General features: G+C 42.1%; 14 protein-coding genes, 1 tRNA gene, 1 other RNA gene and 1 pseudogene. 4 read left to right on the plus strand and 13 right to left on the minus strand.

The window, feature by feature from the left end:
- Positions 1 to 179: 179 nt before the first annotated feature.
- From JL57_RS05995 to JL57_RS06045, 12 genes are all read right to left on the minus strand, one after another.
- Positions 180 to 443: a sigma factor G inhibitor Gin gene (locus JL57_RS05995; protein ID WP_034141153.1), complete on the minus strand. Its 264-nt coding sequence runs from the start codon at positions 441 to 443 to the stop codon at positions 180 to 182.
- Positions 444 to 471: 28 nt separating this feature from the next.
- On the minus strand, positions 472 to 1,704 hold the full coding sequence (locus JL57_RS06000) for a Ger(x)C family spore germination protein (RefSeq protein ID WP_034141154.1): 1,233 nt from the start codon (positions 1,702 to 1,704) through the stop codon (positions 472 to 474).
- Positions 1,701 to 2,795 (minus strand): endospore germination permease, encoded by a 1,095-nt coding sequence (locus tag JL57_RS06005; protein ID WP_034141155.1) that lies wholly within the window; start codon positions 2,793 to 2,795, stop codon positions 1,701 to 1,703. Before JL57_RS06005 ends, JL57_RS06000 begins: the two co-directional genes overlap by 4 nt.
- Before the next feature lie 2 nt (positions 2,796 to 2,797).
- Complete coding sequence (locus tag JL57_RS06010; RefSeq protein ID WP_034141156.1) at positions 2,798 to 3,919, minus strand: GerAB/ArcD/ProY family transporter; 1,122 nt, start codon at positions 3,917 to 3,919, stop codon at positions 2,798 to 2,800.
- Between the two features lie 2 nt (positions 3,920 to 3,921).
- A complete protein-coding gene (locus JL57_RS06015; protein WP_291299761.1) occupies positions 3,922 to 5,493 on the minus strand; it encodes a spore germination protein in 1,572 nt (523 codons plus the stop codon).
- Between the two features lie 353 nt (positions 5,494 to 5,846).
- On the minus strand, positions 5,847 to 6,101 hold the full coding sequence (locus tag JL57_RS06020) for a pro-sigmaK processing inhibitor BofA family protein (RefSeq protein WP_034141157.1): 255 nt from the start codon (positions 6,099 to 6,101) through the stop codon (positions 5,847 to 5,849).
- A gap of 194 nt (positions 6,102 to 6,295) precedes the next feature.
- Positions 6,296 to 9,826 carry a pyruvate:ferredoxin (flavodoxin) oxidoreductase gene (nifJ, locus tag JL57_RS06025; RefSeq protein WP_034141158.1) on the minus strand — a complete coding sequence of 1,177 codons (3,531 nt, stop codon included), beginning with the start codon at positions 9,824 to 9,826 and terminating at the stop codon, positions 6,296 to 6,298.
- Between the two features lie 370 nt (positions 9,827 to 10,196).
- Entirely contained in the window at positions 10,197 to 10,793 is a 597-nt protein-coding gene (gene recR / locus JL57_RS06030) for a recombination mediator RecR (protein ID WP_034141159.1), read from the minus strand.
- Positions 10,794 to 10,800: 7 nt separating this feature from the next.
- On the minus strand, positions 10,801 to 11,148 hold the full coding sequence (locus JL57_RS06035; RefSeq protein ID WP_034141160.1) for a YbaB/EbfC family nucleoid-associated protein: 348 nt from the start codon (positions 11,146 to 11,148) through the stop codon (positions 10,801 to 10,803).
- Positions 11,149 to 11,205: 57 nt separating this feature from the next.
- The gene (dnaX, locus tag JL57_RS06040; protein WP_034141161.1) at positions 11,206 to 12,879 is read right to left on the minus strand and encodes a DNA polymerase III subunit gamma/tau; all 1,674 of its coding nucleotides are present in this window, start codon (positions 12,877 to 12,879) and stop codon (positions 11,206 to 11,208) included.
- A gap of 79 nt (positions 12,880 to 12,958) precedes the next feature.
- An RNA gene (gene ffs, locus JL57_RS33660) (signal recognition particle sRNA large type) lies at positions 12,959 to 13,224 on the minus strand.
- Between the two features lie 63 nt (positions 13,225 to 13,287).
- Positions 13,288 to 13,379, minus strand: a tRNA-Ser gene (locus tag JL57_RS06045).
- Between the two features lie 232 nt (positions 13,380 to 13,611).
- Between JL57_RS06045 and speD the strand changes: the two genes are divergently transcribed.
- Positions 13,612 to 14,388: an adenosylmethionine decarboxylase gene (gene speD, locus JL57_RS06050; protein WP_034141217.1), complete on the plus strand. Its 777-nt coding sequence runs from the start codon at positions 13,612 to 13,614 to the stop codon at positions 14,386 to 14,388.
- A 139-nt stretch (positions 14,389 to 14,527) separates the two neighbouring features.
- On the opposite strand, the gene spoIIR is transcribed toward speD, so the two are convergent.
- Positions 14,528 to 15,247 (minus strand): stage II sporulation protein R, encoded by a 720-nt coding sequence (gene spoIIR / locus JL57_RS06055; RefSeq protein WP_034141162.1) that lies wholly within the window; start codon positions 15,245 to 15,247, stop codon positions 14,528 to 14,530.
- Positions 15,248 to 16,517: 1,270 nt separating this feature from the next.
- Between spoIIR and JL57_RS06060 the strand changes: the two are divergent.
- The 3 genes and pseudogenes from JL57_RS06060 to JL57_RS06070 all read left to right on the plus strand — a co-directional run.
- A pseudogene (locus tag JL57_RS06060) lies at positions 16,518 to 16,889 on the plus strand (DUF3102 domain-containing protein); the annotation flags it as partial.
- 233 nt (positions 16,890 to 17,122) lie between these two features.
- Entirely contained in the window at positions 17,123 to 18,385 is a 1,263-nt protein-coding gene (locus JL57_RS06065; RefSeq protein WP_034141163.1) for an ATP/GTP-binding protein, read from the plus strand.
- Positions 18,382 to 19,053, plus strand: coding sequence for an RloB family protein (locus JL57_RS06070; protein WP_034141164.1), 672 nt, complete (start codon positions 18,382 to 18,384; stop codon positions 19,051 to 19,053). The genes JL57_RS06065 and JL57_RS06070 overlap by 4 nt, the downstream gene beginning before the upstream one ends.
- Positions 19,054 to 19,184: the final 131 nt, after the last annotated feature.

Below are 19,184 nucleotides of genomic sequence, written 5' to 3' on the forward strand. Positions count from 1 at the left end.
CCTTATAGTTTAACATGAAATAGGTTTTTTTTCATCCCTAATACAAATCCTCTATTCAGGGAACCAAGTAGTAAAGAAAAGTTTAAGTTCTAATGATACATTTATATATTTTCCTTACTTCATTGCTAGTAAAACTAGTTTGTATCTTATTAAACTAATTATTTGTTTACCGTTCTGACTTAATAAAAAATTCCTTTTATCAAAAACATGAACTCCTGATATTCCGGTGTGCCTTGCTCTGCTGTGAACAACTCCTGTTGGCAATCCGAACAAAAAAACATTCCCTGAACTCGAAAACCATCATATAGGCCCTCTTTAGGGACCTGAGTACAACGGTAACATACTGGGAGAACCTTACCCCCGTTGACAAAAGTATTATAGTCTTCAACAACTTCTTGAGTTTCTGATGGGCTTTTTATATTGTTCTGGAACATCTTAATCATGATTATACCCCCCTAGTTACTTCTACCCCTATTCTTGCCCTTCTACCGTTGGATTAACCGCACTGCCGCTTGACATTCCAGAATGATGAACCGTAACTTGTACATCCAGGGAAATCGGAAAATCTTTAATTTCCGCCTCCCAATCATCCTTTATTGTCTTCCAATATGCCGAATTTTTCTGTTCAATATGCCGTCCAATTCCCAAAAAATCAAGGCCTAGCTCTCGTTGCTTTTTAAGCGAACTCTCACATTCTTTCTCGATAACCTTAGCAAAGCTCTTTTCTGCCCCTTTCCCTAATTCTACCCACTCCGGACCCGACAGTGGTTTCTTTAATCCCAGAACTTCATCAATTGCAATACTTGTGTTGATCTGGTATTGCAATTCTATTTTTCCGTTATTATTTTGTACTTTGTACTTTGTACGGGATGTTAATACTTGCCCTCCAAACTTAGCGTTTTCTTTTTCTTCATCTTTAAGATCAACAGTGTTAATTAAGCGATGTACAACGTCATTCTCTAACCACATATATCCTTTAGTTTCTTCGTCTGTCAAAAAATCCACCAAGCGATCCCCACGCAAAACTCCCGCACCTTGTATCCGTATCTCTCCTGCCTCATCATTTCCGTCCGCTTTATATTCAAGGCCCTCCCCAGGCTTTACGCTCTCAAGCACCGGGAGAATTGGTGCCGTACTTGTTGTACCTAAAATAGTAAGGTAATGCCCTAACCGTACCATCGGGAAGCTCGATATTTCATCTCCACCTTCAATGATATTTTTAGTAGCCATAGCTGGTAATAGCTCAGAGCGCAATTCTAGCCTCAAGATGTCTTGGGCCTTCCCTTTAGCTAGAACTAGGTACATTGAGCGACGAAATTCAGAATAACGTTGTGCAAAGTCCAACATATTATTAAAACCACCAGCTTTTGCTACCTCCTCGCCAATAATGATCACCTTCAGTGAACCCATAAAAGGGGTCCGATAGGTGATTTTAGAAATCTTTTCGATAGCTTCCCTGACGCTTGAAGTCTCTACGCCAAATGTTCGGTCCTTAATTTCCGCACCGCTCGCAGCTCCTTTTGTTGGCCTTGCAAATTGAAATGTTATGACAAAAGTACCGGTTTTTTCCCCAAGATCAAATCCTACTCCTAATAGTGGGGCTAATTCCTCCACTTCCCGTTTTCCCCAACATCCAGGCAATAACATAAGGCATACAATCAAGATCCCTATAAGCCCTCTTTTAAGTTGGCTAATACTTTTCATGAATCACCAGTTCCCTTCTTCCAGCGCGAGGCTCCCCATAGAGTAAGGATCCAAGCAGACGCAAAAGGTAAAATGAGATAATTGTCGACGATTCCAATTTCCATAATTAATGAAGGTCCTCTTTTAAACCTAAAAGCGATCACCATAAATATGACGCCCACTGCGAGATTCCATTTTAATCCCTTCAATTTAAAGACGGTATCTAAGCCCCAAGTCACTGTGTAAAAAAATGCGCAGACCTTTATGACCAGGGCTCCTAACCACACCCCTAGAAATAAGGATTCAACTCCAGCTACCGTCCGACTTATTTCCACCATCTTCCCTAAGACAAGTAAACCATAGACTAAACGGATGGTTTCTGCAGGTCCAAACACTAGAATTTGAATTAAGACAACCATTGTATCCAGGAATCCTACCAAAAAAACTGCTCGCCAAACCCCTGTCTTCAATTGTCCAAGCACTTGTTTATCAGTAGCTAGAAAGGGAAGGATTCCCGCTAAGAAGAGAATATATTCCATCGCGAAGGGTACTACTTTGAGCCCCCCTAAAAAAAGCGGTTTAAATCCCTCACTTAAAATAGGCATAAGTTCTCCTTGTTCCATACGCGGTATGGAGAGACCGACATTTAGAACCAAGGCAATCACAATTAGAGGAAAGATAACTTCGGAAAAGCGCGCAAATACTTCGATCCCCGAATTAACCAAGTAAAAAACGAGTAAAAGCCCTCCTAGGTAGAACACCCCAAGGGGGGTTAGAGGCATAATTGAAGTCTCATAGATATCCCCTGCTTGGGCCAACAACAGCCCGCCAAAGTAACCCGTGATTGAAATATAAAGGACCCCAATGATTTTCCCAATCCATTTTCCAAACAGCGTTTCTGAAATCTGTAACAAATTTCTGCCTGGATACTGTTCGAGAAGCGAAATCACCATTAAGCCGTAAGGAATTCCCACAGCTAAGCCCGGTAAGACACTCATCCAGCTATCCCGTCCACCGACTGTAGTAACCATCGATGCTACAGGAAAAAACGTTGTCCCCATAAGCACGGCTGCCCCTAAGGTCATAAATTGATGTGATGAGATTCTTTCCATCGTTACCCTTGCCCTCCTGATTGGGGTCTCATTCGTCGAACACTCGCTCCCTTCTTCCAGAGCGAGACTCCCCATAGAATAGGTACCCAAAGGGATATAAAAGGCACTATCAGATACTCATCAACAAGTCCGATTTCCATAATTAAAGAAGGACCTCTTATAAACCTGAAAGCAATCCCTAAAAATGCAACACCCATTGCCAGGTTCCATTTTAACCCCTTCAAGCCAAAGACGGTTTCTAAACCCCAAATCGCTGCAAAAAAGAGAGAACTGATTTTTAAGACCGCCGCTCCAAACCAAACCCCCAAAAATATGGATTCAACTCCAGCTACCGTTCGGCTTACTTCTACCATTTTCCCTAAGACAAGTAAACCATAGACCACACGGATAGTTTCCGCTGGTCCAAAAACAAGCATTTGGATTAAGACAACCAACGTGTCTAGAATGCCCACCAAGAAAACAGTTCGCCAAACCCCAGTTTTCAACTGACGAAGCTCTTGCTTTCCGGTGGGTAGAAAAGCGATAATTCCTGCTAGAAAGAGCATATAGGTCATCACAAAGGGGGTTACTTTAAATGCCCCTATAAAAATTGGTTTAAATCCCTCACTTAAAATAGGCAAAAGTTCCCCTTGTTCGATCCGAGGTATAGAGAGTCCAATATTCAGAAGCAAGGCGATGACGATCAGTGGAAAAACTACTTCGGAAAAACCTAACACTTCGATCCCAGAGTTCACTAGATAGAAAACGAGTAATAATCCTCCTAGATAGAACACTCCGAGAGGGGTTACAGGCATAGTCGAAACCTGATAGATGTCCCCGACTTGCCCCAGCAACAAGCCACCAAGATAACCCGTTATTAGTATGAAAATGGTACCTATGATTTTCCCGATCCACTTTCCAAGCAGTGTTTCTGAAATCGTCAATAGATTTTTTTGAGGATACTGTTCTAAAAGGGAAAACACCATTAAGCCGTAAGGAATTCCCACGGCAAATCCCGGTAAGACACTCATCCATCCATCTCGACCGCCGACTCCAGTCACGATGGATGCTACGGGAAGAAACGTTGTACCAAGGAGTACGGCCGCTCCTAAGGTCATAAATTGGTGGGGAGAAATTCTTTCCATGGTTACCCCTTCCCATTTGGTCGGGGTTCCTCGACGTCCATGAGTTGAGGACGACGCTTTAACGCCCACCATGGTGCCCGAACGAATGTATCTTGTAACAAGGCCCGAATACGCAGCGGGGCTATCGGGCTTAAGTAGGGTACTCCGAAAGAACGAAGGCTTAGGAGGTGAATTAAGATCGCATAAAGACCCACAGCTACCCCAAAAAAACCAAGAATACCAGCCAAAATCATTAGTGGGAATCGCATGAGCCGAACCGCAAGACTCAAATCGAAGGTAGGAATAGCATAACTAGACACAGCTGTCAATCCAATGATGATAACCATCAGGGGGCTGACCAGGCCGGCCGTCACCGCTGCTTCGCCGATAATAAGTGCCCCGACAATCCCGATCGTCTGTCCAATCGGCTTTGGTAAGCGGAGCCCTGCTTCCTGTAATATTTCTAAAGTAATCGTCATAGTTAAGGCCTCTAAAAGAGCCGGAAAGGGCACTCCTTCCCGACCTGCAGATATACTCATCAAGAGATCTGTCGGTATAATTTCCTGATGAAACGTCGTCACTGCAATATAGACGCTAGGGGCTACAATGGCTACAAATGCTCCTACATACCGCACAAAGCGTGAAAGGATCGCAACCATGGCCCGTTGATAGTAGTCTTCATTCACATTTAAAAACTGTGTTAATACTGCTGGTACCACAAGTACTATGGGGGTTCCGTCGCAAATAATGCCCACTTTCCCTTCCAGTAGCTTTCCCGCCAAGACATCTGGACGCTCTGTAAAGGAGATTTGAGGAAAGGGAGAATAAGGATTATCCTCAATCATTTCCTCGATATATCCATTCCCTAGCATGCCATCCATCTTAATGGAGCTCAGTCTCCTAAGAACTTCGGAAACGATATCTGGACTTGCTATTTTTTCAATATAGGTAACTACAAGATCCGTATTCGTCATTTCTCCAAGTTTTAAAGAGATTATCCTTAAGGAGGGATGTTTGATCTTGCGCCGCAAAAGTGAGGTATTAGTTCGAAGCGTTTCCGAAAATCCTTCACGTGGCCCTTTGACGATCGACTCCGTAATCGGTTCAGCAACGCCTCGACTTTCCCATCCCCTGGCACCGATAACGATAGCCTCCGTCAAGTTGCCGAAAAAAATTACTGAATCACCCGAAAGAATAGCATCAATAGCATCTCCCATTTTGGATATTTTCTTAATTTCTAGGCCAGGGAGAAGACTCTGGAGTGTTTTATCCACAACATTTAATAAGGTCACTTGAGCTAATTCCGGATGTCCCGCCAAATCCACCATGAGAGGTTTGAGAATAAATTGATCGAGTAGATTCTTATCAACCAGACCATCCACCGCCGCTAAAATACAGGGAATACGTTCTTTCCCTTGGAGGAAAAACTCCCGGAACACGACATCGCTACTCTTGGATAAGATCTCCTTTATTGTTTGTCCAGATAAAGGCTTATTCAGCTCTTCGTCAAACGAATACGAGGGAGACTTGCGTATCTGCTTATCTCCCTTCGGACGAATGGTAAGCTCTTTGATCATTTTCAGCCAACTGCCCACGTTTCTTCCCCCTTATCTAGCTTATCTTGTCCGACAACAAGTTGATTAATGCGCCAATCCTTAGTTCGCTACTCTATTCAGCAGAAACAAACCCCTATCCCCAATTTTTTTAAATAAAAACCACAACAATCGATATACACTAAAGGCGCTCCTTTAATATCATGGGATCTAATGTTCATATATTGAATTTGTCGGTCTCACTCCTTTAGCTTATAAGATGCTAAAATAGTGACCCCTACTCTTGAATTTCTTCACAAAAAATAGTGTAAAGGGAACTACCGTTAAATAGTTCCCCTTACACTATTTGAGTATATTTTCTTTTGAATTCTAATAATACTACCTAAAAAATAATGTTAAATTCCCAGCAACTGTAATACTGATAGTGCCATAACACCCGGAAATCCTAACAACCCGACAAGTAGGATTGTAAAGAAGTTAATAGGAACCTCTAACCCAAAGACACTTAAGAGAAAATTAATAAGCCAAAGTCCAACTATCCCACCTAGAATATGTATCATCACTTTGAGAAATACCCGAGGTTTTCCTAAGGAAGAGCGCACAACAAAGGCTAATAAAATTATGAAGAGTCCTAAAAAAACAAAGGTCATGGAAATCCTCCTTTGCCTAAAGCATAGTACATACTATGCACATAAGGACAAAGTAGAACAAAATATCAATCTCAATCTGATTTCATTCATCAGTGATACTACTTAAGCGGCAAGGAGTCCTCATAGTAAAGAGAGCAGGCTAACCTGCTCTCTTCAACATCTTAATCTTTGCTACTTTTTTAATTTTTTATCTCTTAGTCCCACTTTTGATTGGCTAAACGCTTGTAGGATTCATAGCGTACCTTAGCGTATTTTTCAGCACCGACGAAAAGTTCCTCCGCACTATCCGGGAAGGTATTCAACAGGGAAGAGTAACGAACTTCGCCCATGATGAACTCACGGAAGGATGTGCTAGGTTCCTTAGAATCCAAGCTAAATGGATTCTTTCCTTGATCGATCAAATCTGGATTATAGTGATAGAGGTGCCAGTAACCAGAGTCAACCGCTTTCTTCTGCTCTTGGACACTCTTAGTCATACCAGCTTTAAGACCATGGTTGATACAAGGAGCATAGGCAATAATCAAAGAAGGTCCTTTATAGGCTTCAGCCTCTTTAATAATCTTAATGGTTTGAGCCATGTTAGCACCTAAGGCAATCTGCGCAACATAAACATATCCATAACTCATCGCGATCATGCCTAGGTCTTTCTTTCGAATCTTTTTACCTGCTGCAGCAAATTTGGCTACTGCTGCTCGAGGAGTAGATTTTGAGGATTGTCCTCCAGTATTGGAGTAAACCTCAGTATCCATAACGAAGATATTTACATCGTCTCCAGAAGCTAGTACATGGTCTAAGCCACCAAATCCGATATCATAAGCCCAACCGTCCCCACCGAGGATCCATTGGGATTTTTTAATAAGGTGATCTTTCTTAGCAAAGATTTCCGCCAGGACCTTATTGTCTCCAACATAACTTCCAAGTCCAGCAAGGATCTTTGCAGTTGCAGCTTTAGAAGCGTCAGCATCATCCCAACCCGTCAGCCACTCTTGGAATGCTTCTTTCAACTCAGCACTTATCTCCATCTCGAGTGCTTGGTTCATCAAATCCACAAGTTTCTCACGTTGTTGACGAACGCCCAGGTACATACCATAGCCAAACTCGGCGTTGTCTTCGAACAAGGAGTTAGCCCAGCTTGGTCCTTTGCCTTCCTGATTAGTGGTATATGGAATTGAAGGAGCACTGCCACCCCAGATGGAGCTACAGCCGGTAGCATTGGAAATCATCATGCGATCGCCATATAGCTGAGTAATAAGTTTAACGTAGGCAGTCTCACCGCAGCCTGGGCATGCACCGTTGAACTCTAGTAACGGTTGCGCAAACTGGCTACCTTTCACAGTTGTGACATCAAAGAGTTGGCTCTTATTTTTCAGGGTAACAGCAAACTCCCAGTTCTTGGTCTGTTGTTCCATCTGCTCAGCCGCTGGTTTCATGACCAGAGCTTTAACTTTGGCTGGGCAAACCTCAGCACAGTTTCCACATCCTGTGCAATCCAATGCACTTACTTGAACACGGAATTGCAGGCCCGTTACTTCTTTACCAATCGCCTTCTTACCCACGAAGGTTTCCGGAGCAGTCTTTGCTTCTTCTTCATTGATTAAGAACGGACGAATTGCTGCATGGGGACAAACATAAGAACATTGATTACATTGGATACAATTGTCGATCTGCCATTCCGGTACGATAACACCAATCCCACGTTTTTCATAGCAAGAAGTTCCTACCGGGAAGGTTCCATCTTCACGTCCTAAGAACGTACTGACAGGAAGGCTATCTCCCTCTAGCGCATTCATCGGGCGCAGAATATTCGTTATGAAATCCGGTTCTTGAACAGCCGCGGCAGCCTGAGCTTGAGCGTTGTCTGGATTTTCCCAAGCGGCCGGAACTTCTACCTTGATAAGGGAAGATACGCCGAGATCAATCGCCGCAGTATTCATATCTACGATGTTTTGACCCTTTTTACCATAGGTTTTTACAACGGAAGCTTTTAAATAATCAACAGCCTCTTGGACAGGAATTACGTTGGCAAGTTTAAAGAAGGCTGCTTGCATGATCATGTTAATGCGGTTACCAAGACCAATTTTTCGGGCAATCGATACTGCATCGATGATATAGAAGTTAGCTTTGGTTTTGGCTAAAGCCTGTTTCATAGTAGCAGGAAGCTTTTCAGCCAGTTCTTCTGGGGTCCACTGGCAATTCAAGACAAAGTTGCCGCCTTGCTTGAGCCCTTTTAAGAGGTCATATTGGTAGACATAAGTTTGGTTATGGCAAGCTATATAGTTCGTGCCTGTCACATAATAAGGGGATTTAATTTGCTTTTTGCCAAAGCGAAGATGGGAAACCGTAATTCCGCCCGATTTCTTACTGTCGTATTGGAAATAAGCTTGAGCATAGAGCTTGGTGTGATCCCCAATAATCTTAATCGCTTGTTTATTAGCACCGACTGTACCATCAGCACCAAGACCCCAGAACTTACAGGAAATTGTCCCTTCTGGAGCAGTGTCAATGATTTCATCCTCTGCTAAGGATTTATTAGTGACATCATCGATAATTCCAATCGTAAAGTCATGTCTTGGGCTTTCAGATTGAAGGTTTTTATAGACAGCCAGTACTTGGGATGGGGTCGTATCTTTTGACCCTAAGCCATAACGGCCACCGACAACCACTGGTTTAAGATCGCTTGAATAGAAAATATCCTTTATATCTAGATATAGAGGTTCGCCCGTAGCACCGGGTTCTTTGGTACGGTCAAGAACCGCAATCTTTTTAACAGTAGGAGGCAAGACTTTAAAGAAGTAATCACTGGAGAACGGGCGATATAAGTGAACCTTAACAACGCCAACCTTTTCCCCTTTGGCCACGAGATAGTCAATAGTCTCTTCAATCGTGTCACAGATCGAGCCCATGGCCACAATGACATACTCTGCATCATCTGCACCATAGTATTGGAAAGGATGATATTCTCGGCCAGTGAGTTTCTTGTATTCTTGCATATAATGCTCAACCATGTCTGGAATGGCATCATAAAAACGATTCGAAGCTTCTCGACCTTGGAAGTAAACATCCGGATTTTGAGCCGTTCCACGAAGAACAGGACGTTCAGGATTTAAAGAACTGTCGCGGAAGGTTTGTACTGCGTCCATATCTAAAAGTTTAGCAACTTCTTCATATTCTGGAACTTCTATTTTTTGAATTTCATGAGAGGTCCGGAATCCATCAAAGAAATGAAGGAACGGTACTCTGGATTTAACCGTCGCTAAGTGAGCAATAAAGCCAAGGTCTAATGCTTCTTGCACATTATGAGATGAAAGCTGTGCAAAACCCGTTGCGCGCACGGACATAACGTCCTGATGGTCACCAAAGATGGATAAGGCATGCGTTGCTAAGGCCCGAGCGCTGACATGGAATACACATGGCAAGAGCTCTCCAGCAATTTTATACATGTTAGGAATCATCAAAAGTAAGCCTTGGGAAGCCGTATAGGTCGTAGTTAAAGCCCCTGCCTGAAGTGAACCATGCACTGCGCCAGCTGCTCCAGCCTCGGATTGCATCTCAACAACTTTAACTGTTTGCCCAAAAACGTTTTTCCTTCCATGAGCAGCCCATTCGTCAACTAATTCTGCCATTGTTGAAGAGGGAGTGATGGGGAAGATAGTGGCGACTTCCGTGAACGCATATGAGGCGTGCGCGGCCGCTTCGTTACCATCCATAGTTTTCATTTTGGCCATAATTTTCTCCTCCTAATCATGTGATTAATTTAATTTTGGATCTCTAAGTATAAGTGCTCTATTTATGGCAACCCCAGATTCTATCCCCCAACATAGGTTAAGGGAAAAAGTTGGGAAAAAAAAGAAAGAATTTTTGTAAAATTACCATAAAAATAGACTGAGGGAACTAATTCAGGTATAAGCCCGAATAGTTCCCTTTCGACAACCTCAGTATACCCTTTAATTGTTATATCCGTCAACAATTAAATTTATGGGTAAAATGCAATCTTCAAATTCCGAGCACCTAGGAAGTTTCAAAATTATCAGATTCTTTATTAAGGTTCACTTCTAGGGAAACCTTTTTAATTACAGTTGTTAGCTTATATACTAGCTATAATTGTCGGCGACCTTCTAAAGCCCTGGCAATGGTCACCTCATCAGTATATTCTAGGTCTCCTCCTACAGGAAGACCATGGGCGATCCGAGATACTTTAATTCCCATTGGTTTTAGCAAGCGCGCTAAATAAAGAGCCGTCGCTTCCCCCTCAACGGTAGGGTTCATTGCCATAACCACTTCTTTTATTCCATCTAAACGTCTTAAGAGCTGTTTAACGGTCAATTGCTCTGGACCAATTCCGTCCATTGGGGAGAGAACCCCGTGTAGCACATGATAACGTCCCTTGAATTCCTTAGTTTTCTCTAACGATACCACATCTCTTGGATGCTCAACTACACAAAGTGCGGTTTGATCTCTTTGTGGATTATGACAGAGCGCACACGGCTCTTGATCTGTAAAATTCGAACAAATAGAACACTTTTTGATATCACGATTTGCTACGACAATAGCTCGTGCTAAATCCTCGGAAACTAGGGGTTGTTGAAGTAAGTAAAAAGCAAGCCGTCCAGCCGTTTTGGGCCCAATCCCCGGCAAACGCGCTAAGCTACTAATAAGATCCGCCAAGGGTTGTGGGTATTGTAAGAAATCCATAGATCACCTAGAACAATCCGGGGATCTTTAAACCGCCGGTAAGTTTACCCATTTCTTGACTAGCCATTTCCTGAGCTTTCCTTAACCCTTCATTTAATGCCGCTTTGATAAGATCTTCCAGCATTTCAACATCTTCAGGGTCAACTGCTTCAGGCTTGATTTTCAATTCGACCAATTCCATTTTCCCACTGACGACAACTTGAACCATCCCTCCGCCAGAAGAGGCATCCACTGTTTTGGTCAGAAGTTCTTCCTGAACCTTCGCCATATCCTCTTGCATCTTTTGAGCTTGCTTGAGCATTTGGCTCATATTACCACCCATACCGCCACCGCCCATACCTTTAAAACCCGCCATTTTAAACACATCCTATCTTCGTTATTACTAGTATTATTCACTCGTTGCTCTTATCTATTACTCCCTAACCACTACCAGATCTGAGCCAAACATGTCTCTGGCTTTGTTTATCAAAGCTTGCTCCTGCTTTTTCGAGTCTTGACTCGACGGTGTCTCCTTGGTCTGAAACTCGTTTTCCATAAAATTCTGCAAGGTTAGGGAAGTACCAAATAGGCGCTTAAGAACATCTTCGATGGTCTGGCGATTTTCTGCTTGATTAACTTTGTCTTTATGAAAAGAACAACCTTCACGAAAGAGGATCGTCAAAGTTTTTCCATCAAGTTGAACTGGTTTTCCTTCCATCAAAAAAGCCTGGGTTGATTTTTTAAGTTTTTTAACCTGTTCTAAAACATCATTCCAACGCTCTTGAATTCCCTCAATGGTCAGGCTGAGTTTAGATTCCTCGGCAGTGTTCCCTGAATCCGAGGTTTTTACTTCTGTATGAGAAATTTTCTGGGCCTGGGGTGGATCCTTCGGAATCACACGACTCGATTTAGAACTGACCAAAGGCTTCCCTTCGGGTATTCCCTCTCGAACAAAACCACCGCCTTGAAGCTGTTGCTCGATTAGATACAACCGCTTCAGTATCTCCTCCTGCCCATCCATCGTAGAAGGTTGACTATCATGAATGGTCTGGACTAATAAAAGTTCAGCAGCTAATCGAGCATTCGAAGCATACTTAAGCTGACCTTCCCCTTGTAGTAATACAGAGATCCAGCGCAACAAGCGGGGAATTCCGATTGTTGCAGCCTGTTTGACCAAACGATCTTGAATATGTGGCGCTACCATAGGGGTTTTCCCTGTAGACGCTGTCAATAACATTTGGCGGAGATAATCAAGCAACTCTCGGATAATCTGACGTGGGTCTCGCCCTTGCTGAATGCCATCAGCTAAAAGGTTTAAACTTTTGCCATAATCAGAGAAGAGACATGCTTCCACTAACTGAGCGCTATAAGTCTCCCCAACCATACCCAAAACCAGATACACTTCTTCTACACCGATTGGATCATCCTGAAGAAGACATTGGTCTAAAATACTCAAGGCATCCCGTAGCCCGCCTTCAGACTTCTGGGCAATGACCGCAAGGGCGTCCGGATTGACCTGCCTCTCTATAGACGTACATACTTCAAGCAAACGTTTTTGGATATTTTCTAAGGAGATCCGATGGAATTCAAAACGCTGTACCCGAGAAAGGATTGTCAAAGGAATTTTTTGAACCTCTGTCGTAGCTAAAATAAAAATAACCTGTTGGGGAGGCTCTTCCAATGTCTTAAGCAGGGCATTGAACGCCTCAGAAGTTAACATATGTACTTCATCGATAATATAAACTTTATATTTCCCTTGGGTTGAGCTCAATTTTATATTTTCACGTAAATCACGAATTTCGCCAATGCCCCGATTTGATGCGGCATCGATCTCAAAAACCTCCATTGATGAACCATGGTCAATACCCGTACAAGAAGGACAGTGATTACAGGGCTCCACTCCTTGTAATTCTTCGCAATTCAAAGCTTTAGCTAAGATTTTGGCAGCGGTAGTTTTCCCTGTGCCTCTTGGACCACTAAATAAATAAGCGTGTGCTATCTTCTGTTGTTTAAGCGCATTAATTAATGTTTTAGTAATATGTTCTTGACCTACAATGTCTTTAAACACTCTAGGGCGCCATTCACGATAAAGCGCTAAATAAGCCATACTATCACCCTCAATAAATAGAGTGGGGAATATGTTAAAAAAAGATGGTACATTGACCACCTTTATCTTTCATAAATAGCCGTACACCCTAGATCGAACCAGCGCCTCCGAACGTTACCTTGGTCGGCATACTCAATTCAGGCAACCTTACGGCACACAAAACGCTCTCCTTAGTGCTGCTTCCGTCAGGATCTGACACGGTTCGGAGTGTTCTGTTGCGTAAGACCCAAATCTCATCGCTGCCCACCAAAGACTGCTTCACAGGCGTGGACCTTTCGCGGGAATTCCACCTTGCTAGAGCGGGCTGCAAGTTACAGGGAACCGCTACCTCCCCGTCTAGTACGGCTAAATCAATTATAGCAAAATAAAAAGCCGAAGTCGAATACTTTGGCTGGAATCATCTAAAAATGGCGGAGAGAGAGGGATTTGAACCCTCGACACCGGTTGCCCAATGTACCCGCTTTCCAGGCGGGCGCCTTCGACCACTCAGCCACCTCTCCGAGTTCGATAAACAATCTACCTATTAATATAAAATTAATGTGTTTTCTGTGTTTAGTGAACAAGAGAGATTATATCGCAAAGAAACAGGCACGTCAATGGTAAATTAGCTGTTAATATATGTAATCTTATATATTTCTTTGTTTAAGTTGAATATTTTTGGCTTAAATATCGTAGAGTACTCTATGTATGCCTTTATTATTTAAATTTTTAAAACTAACCTTGGAGGATGAAATGGAAATTAAACCACTAAAAGAATTAAAATTATACGGTTTTAATAACCTAACCAAAACTTTGAGTTTCAATATGTATGATATTTGCTATGCCAAGTCCCCCGAGCACCGTCAAGCCTATATCGATTACATAGATGAAGAATACAATTCTGATCGTCTCGCTAGAATTCTTTCAGATGTTGCCAGCATTATCGGTGCCAATATCCTCAATATTGCTAAACAAGATTATAATCCTCAAGGGGCAAGTGTTACGATGCTTGTTTCCGAGGAGCAAGATGTGACAATACCTGCTAATGTCGTGGCCCATTTAGATAAAAGTCACATCACAGTTCACACCTATCCAGAAAGTCATCCCAATAAAGGGATTAGTACCTTCAGGGCAGACATTGACGTTTCAACCTGTGGGAAGATTTCTCCACTGGCAGCCCTTAACTATCTTGTGACTAATTTTTATTCAGACATTGCCATCATCGACTATCGCGTCCGAGGTTTTACACGAGATCTTGACGGTAGAAAATTCTTTATTGATCATAAAATAAATTCCATTCAAAACTATTTGGCTAAGGAAAAAAAGGAACTTTATCAAATGATCGACGTCAACGTCTATCAGGAAAACATTTTTCATACAAAGATGATCTTAAAAGACTTTGATCTCGATAGTTATCTATTTGGCACGGCTAAAAAAGAACTTTCACCCAGTGAAAAGAAAAAGATTAAACAACGCTTAACTAAAGAAATGTCGGAGATATTCCACGGGAGGAATATACCTAGAGCTTAGGCTTAGCTTAGTCTTAGCCTAGCCTTAGCCCTAGTCTTATACCCTATCCTTACTTATCCATATCCCTAGCTAAGTCCAAGTGTCGTTCTTATATTTAGAGAGTTTCCGGCTTTGTAAAAAGGACGGAATATGTGATTTTTTATATGCGATTGATTAATTCCCAGAAGTAAAAGCGAACTTTTGGCTTAGCCGTAATGAGGTGATTTTTATTCGTCTGTTCTTTCGAATTAACAGAGACTTCAATTTTATGGGGAATCCCCGCCTTTCCATCCACTGGAACGGCTGTTGAACTCTTAATATCAATAAAACAGAGCGGTGGGAAAAGCACGCACCACCAGTTTGATCCCTTTCCTTCACCGATCACGACACGTAACGCTTCATATTGACCTGCCGGGAGTACTAAGGATCCATAGGACTTGGTAGGGAAGGAAAAACGCCCATACTCTGTACGGACTGAATAATTCTTTCCCCAATCCCTGGCCACAGTACGCCCTATATCCTCCATTTCAGTGCTGAGCTGCTTAAGAATATCCCGTGATTCATCTAACGACTGGGAAACGGCTAGCCGAGGCGAAACTTCTTTTAAGATAGCATCTCGAACCGCATGCTTCAGCTCCTGATCCCGTTCGCTGTCAGAGTTTGCGAGAACATGAAATCGTATCAGTTCGTCCGGTGTTGGAGTGAATGATATTTCATCCATCGACTCGTTCGTTTTATAGGCTTTCACAGCATTAGTACTCGCACTAAAACCAGTACTAGTACCTGCATTACTTTCTTTAAGTGGTCCCCAATAAGCCGCGACTCCCCAAATTGTAATCATACTTAAAAGGATGATATTAATTGATCTCCATGCTTTCATAAGTCTGATCCCGCCCTCCTGAACTTCATGCATTAGTGGTCAATTTATTTCTCTAATAGCAGTCTGTCCAAGAATGTGAAGATTTAAGCAAGGTGCTTCCTTTTTTGATTAATTCATTTTTTTATTTAATTTGTTGATTTATTGATCTTTTAATTATTTATCTAATTGCAACTTCCCTCGGCTCGTTCCTCTATCCATAAAACTAAAAGGTCTTCGCGTATACCATCCACGAAGACCCTAGATTGATTCTCTCTATATAATAAAATAATTCATATCGAAATCACGTCTTTTAGCTTTAGATAAATATATAAGAGCACGTAATGATCTTCCTAACACCAATATAGATCGCTTATTACCCAACTATGATCTTTCGACCATAATCAAGCAGGTCACCACCCATACTCATGATTCGTTCGACCTTACAAGATATCTACTCAGCTACATACAACCTTTCGGCTGTATATAACCGAACTTTCTTACACATGCATATATCTACTGACATATGGTTGAGTAAGAAAATCAACACCCAGCAAAATCTTAGCTCGACCCAATATGATAAGTTGGAACCCTAAAACAATCGATGAAGACTGCAGTAAAGCTTTTCCCCACCATAGAAGATCTTCCCTCCGACAATATAAAAGCATTTTACTACCTGTATATCATCTTTGGCCGACCCATATACACCCCGTAAAGAGCATATATAAATCTTGGCTCAACCATTACGTACCCTTATGATCATATTATTAACCTCTTTACTAGATGTTATTCTGGTAATATCTAGTAAATCAATTTTCAGTAACAGCTATTGTCGTTTTAAATTATAAAGCCCCGGTTCAAACATTCCCTTTACCATTGGGTTTCATAGGTAGGAAGGATTAACCAATCTAGGAATTTATCCGTCTATCATGGTATACTTAACATAGACTATTCTTTTACTCCTTACCCTGTTTCTAAACAGGAATATGCTTGCTATAAAAAAACAGTCTTGTTCGAAAGGAGTGATATACAATGGGAGAAAAAAGCACCAAAAAGGAGACAAAAAAACCTAAGCAAGCCAAAAAGCCGAAATAATTGCTAGCGACTTTCTCCTCCCACTATTTCCAAAATAGTAAAAGGGTCTTCGTGTGTACTCACGGAGACCCTTAATTAGCCTCCGGATCGCTTTGCGCTAAAAGCCATTCATTGGTGATAGGTTTATAACCAAGCCTTCACCATCCGAAGCCCGTTTACGTATGCTGTAATTAAAGCTACCAAAAAGGCGGGAATCAAAATGAATGCACCCATCACTGAACGTACGCCGCAAGGCATCTGCTGAGATAAATAGGATCAAACAACAGACTTGTAAAATCATACCAATTCCATCGAGGTCGGCAAGCGCCTGAAGGAGGCCAAGGCCCTGTTCCCCCATGGAGAATGGGGAAAATGGTTAGTCGAATCGGTGAGCTATTCCCAGCGCACAGCCAACAGGCTGATACAGCTCTTTGAAGAATAGGGAGATAAACTGTTCGCTTCCACCGATGACGGCGGCAGCTCAAATTCGTCAGCGCTGACGAATTTGACTTACTACCAGGCCCTCCTCCTTCTGGAGATTCCGGAAGATGAGCGGGAGAAATTTATCCTGCAGCATGATGTTGAAGATATGATCACCTTTCAACCGATGGTGTTTTTTTTGTGCCCAATACAGAAAAACCTAAGAATCAGCTATGGCCGTAAAGGTGTAGGACTCGGACACTATAAAACACGGTATAACTACGATTTAATTGAATTAATGAGATTTTTTCTCACGTTTTAATGTTTTTCTGAATAAAATACTGCTATAATGAATATAATAATATTGTAATTACGAGAAAAAATCTCTAAATTGGAGTGATAAATATGCTGTGTCAATTTACATTTGAAAACTTCAAATCATTTAAGAATGAGGCTACCTTGGACTTATGTGCCGAAAAAATCAGCGAGCATGAGGACAGTCTAATTGTTGATCCGCGCGATAGTGAGAAATTTCTGCCCGTTATTTCGATCTACGGACCAAATGGCGGAGGAAAGTCTAGTGTGTTAGAGGCGTTTGTGTACCTCTCTCATAAGGTGCTCTTGCCAGTCATCGCGTTAAAGGCTTTAACAGCTTCAAAGGATGAAAACCTTGAGGATGGGAAAATGAAAGAATTCAGGAGTTTTCCTGTCGATGAAAAGGAAAAATATTATTTGTTTGACAAGAACTGTAGAGAGTTGCCTATAAAATTTGATGTTCTCTTTCGCATCAATGAAACAGAGTATCGGTATCAGTTGAATATTCTGCACTCTAATATCGTAGAGGAAAACCTGTATGCGAGAAACCTTCAAACAGGCGACTTGGAAATCATGTTTGAGCGGGACACCTCCGATTTTTATATTGCCGATGTTTTGGGTGAAGTCAAGGTTGGGAACATTAAGTCCTCTATTCCACTGCTGTCGCACTTGTCTATAAACTATGATATCAAAACAATTGACAATGTAATCACATGGTTTTTGGAGTGCAGAGTTCTGGATTATGATAATCCGTTTCAGGATAAAAAAATTGTTTTTCTAAAGGACAAGAGCAAGGAAGATATTTTCTTGAAAATGCTCGCTGAGATGGATATCAATATAACCAGCATAAGGACAGAAGAAGATACCAACGGTAAAATAACTGCTGTTTACACAACACACTGCCTGGAAGATGGTGCGTGTGAGGAATTGCCCTTTGAGGAAGAATCGAGTGGAACACGCAAGCTCTTTGGCTTGCTGCCGTTTCTGTTGGGCTGTTTGCATAAAGGCAGTCTTGTTATCGCTGATGAGATGGATGCCAAGCTGCATCCAAAGCTGCTCCGGTATATTATCGCGCTGTTCACAAATCCGTCTATCAACACCAAGGGAGCCCAGCTTATCTTTACCTCTCACGATATGAGCACCATGAAACCCACAGTATTTAGAAGAGATGAAATCTGGTTCTCTGCGCTTAATAAGAAAAACACATCAAAATTATATTCGTTGGTAGAGTTCAGAAAAGACAATGGTGCAAAGGTGCGCCCCGATGAAACCTATGACAAGCAATATATTGAAGGAAGGTATGGAGCCGACCCTTATCTCAAGAATATTCTTGATTGGGGGACGGTTCAATGAGCTTAAAGCCGATAAAGGCAAGCACCCAAAAGAAATTGGAAGCTGCCATGCAGAAGAAACGAAAGAAAATAGAAAAGCTTCACAAATTACCCCCTTATACTATTATTTTCAGTGAGGGTACTAAGACGGAGCCATTCTATATTCAGGGACTGACCAAGCAAGTCAATCAAAAATATGCACAGTTTACATCGGGTGACCGCATCACGGTTATTGGAACGGGGCGCAATACCCGAAGTCTGCTAAAGTACGCAAGAGAAACAGTAGAGGCCAAATATCCTGAGTGCGAAGATGTCTGGCTGATGTATGATCAGGATGATTTCCCCTATGACGATTTCGATAACACGCAATTCAGCGCCGAGGGTAGAACGTGTCGGCAGAGATTCCATGTGGCCTGGTCGAATGAGTGTATAGAGCTTTGGTTTTTGCTGCATTTCCAATCATTGTTTGCTCATGTGGGCAGAGAGCTATACCACGATATATTGAAAGGATATTTTCCATACGAAAAAACCTTGGAAAATATCTATGATCTTCTCAAGGACAAAACACATACTGCCATTGCACATGCAAAAGCCTTGTATGCCAGCTATGAAAAAGGCACACCGCCTTCTCAAAGAACGCCTGCAACGCGAGTGCATGAGCTGGTAGGCTTTTTATACGGCTACCTTTAATGGGGGTTTGCTATAAATAGTGCATACTATTTATAGCGAGATGATAAGAAAGAAATGCCCCTCTCATCTACAGGAAGTCAAGACAAGAATCCTTGAAGTAGCAAGTAACCCACTATCTGTGAAGATGCTCT

The organism is Desulfosporosinus sp. BICA1-9, from assembly GCF_000802135.1.

What these genes read in the sequence shown, in the direction of transcription:
- JL57_RS05995 (WP_034141153.1), bottom strand. Translation starts at nt 443, where the DNA reads ATGATTAAGATGTTCCAGAACAATATAAAAAGCCCATCAGAAACTCAA.
- dnaX (WP_034141161.1), bottom strand. Translation starts at nt 12,879, where the DNA reads ATGGCTTATTTAGCGCTTTATCGTGAATGGCGCCCTAGAGTGTTTAAA.
- JL57_RS06070 (WP_034141164.1), top strand. Translation starts at nt 18,382, where the DNA reads ATGAGCTTAAAGCCGATAAAGGCAAGCACCCAAAAGAAATTGGAAGCT.
- JL57_RS06005 (WP_034141155.1), bottom strand. Translation starts at nt 2,795, where the DNA reads ATGGAAAGAATCTCATCACATCAATTTATGACCTTAGGGGCAGCCGTG.
- JL57_RS06020 (WP_034141157.1), bottom strand. Translation starts at nt 6,101, where the DNA reads ATGACCTTTGTTTTTTTAGGACTCTTCATAATTTTATTAGCCTTTGTT.
- JL57_RS06010 (WP_034141156.1), bottom strand. Translation starts at nt 3,919, where the DNA reads ATGGAAAGAATTTCTCCCCACCAATTTATGACCTTAGGAGCGGCCGTA.
- JL57_RS06000 (WP_034141154.1), bottom strand. Translation starts at nt 1,704, where the DNA reads ATGAAAAGTATTAGCCAACTTAAAAGAGGGCTTATAGGGATCTTGATT.
- nifJ (WP_034141158.1), bottom strand. Translation starts at nt 9,826, where the DNA reads ATGGCCAAAATGAAAACTATGGATGGTAACGAAGCGGCCGCGCACGCC.
- speD (WP_034141217.1), top strand. Translation starts at nt 13,612, where the DNA reads ATGGAAATTAAACCACTAAAAGAATTAAAATTATACGGTTTTAATAAC.
- recR (WP_034141159.1), bottom strand. Translation starts at nt 10,793, where the DNA reads ATGGATTTCTTACAATACCCACAACCCTTGGCGGATCTTATTAGTAGC.
- JL57_RS06035 (WP_034141160.1), bottom strand. Translation starts at nt 11,148, where the DNA reads ATGGCGGGTTTTAAAGGTATGGGCGGTGGCGGTATGGGTGGTAATATG.
- spoIIR (WP_034141162.1), bottom strand. Translation starts at nt 15,247, where the DNA reads ATGAAAGCATGGAGATCAATTAATATCATCCTTTTAAGTATGATTACA.
- JL57_RS06065 (WP_034141163.1), top strand. Translation starts at nt 17,123, where the DNA reads ATGCTGTGTCAATTTACATTTGAAAACTTCAAATCATTTAAGAATGAG.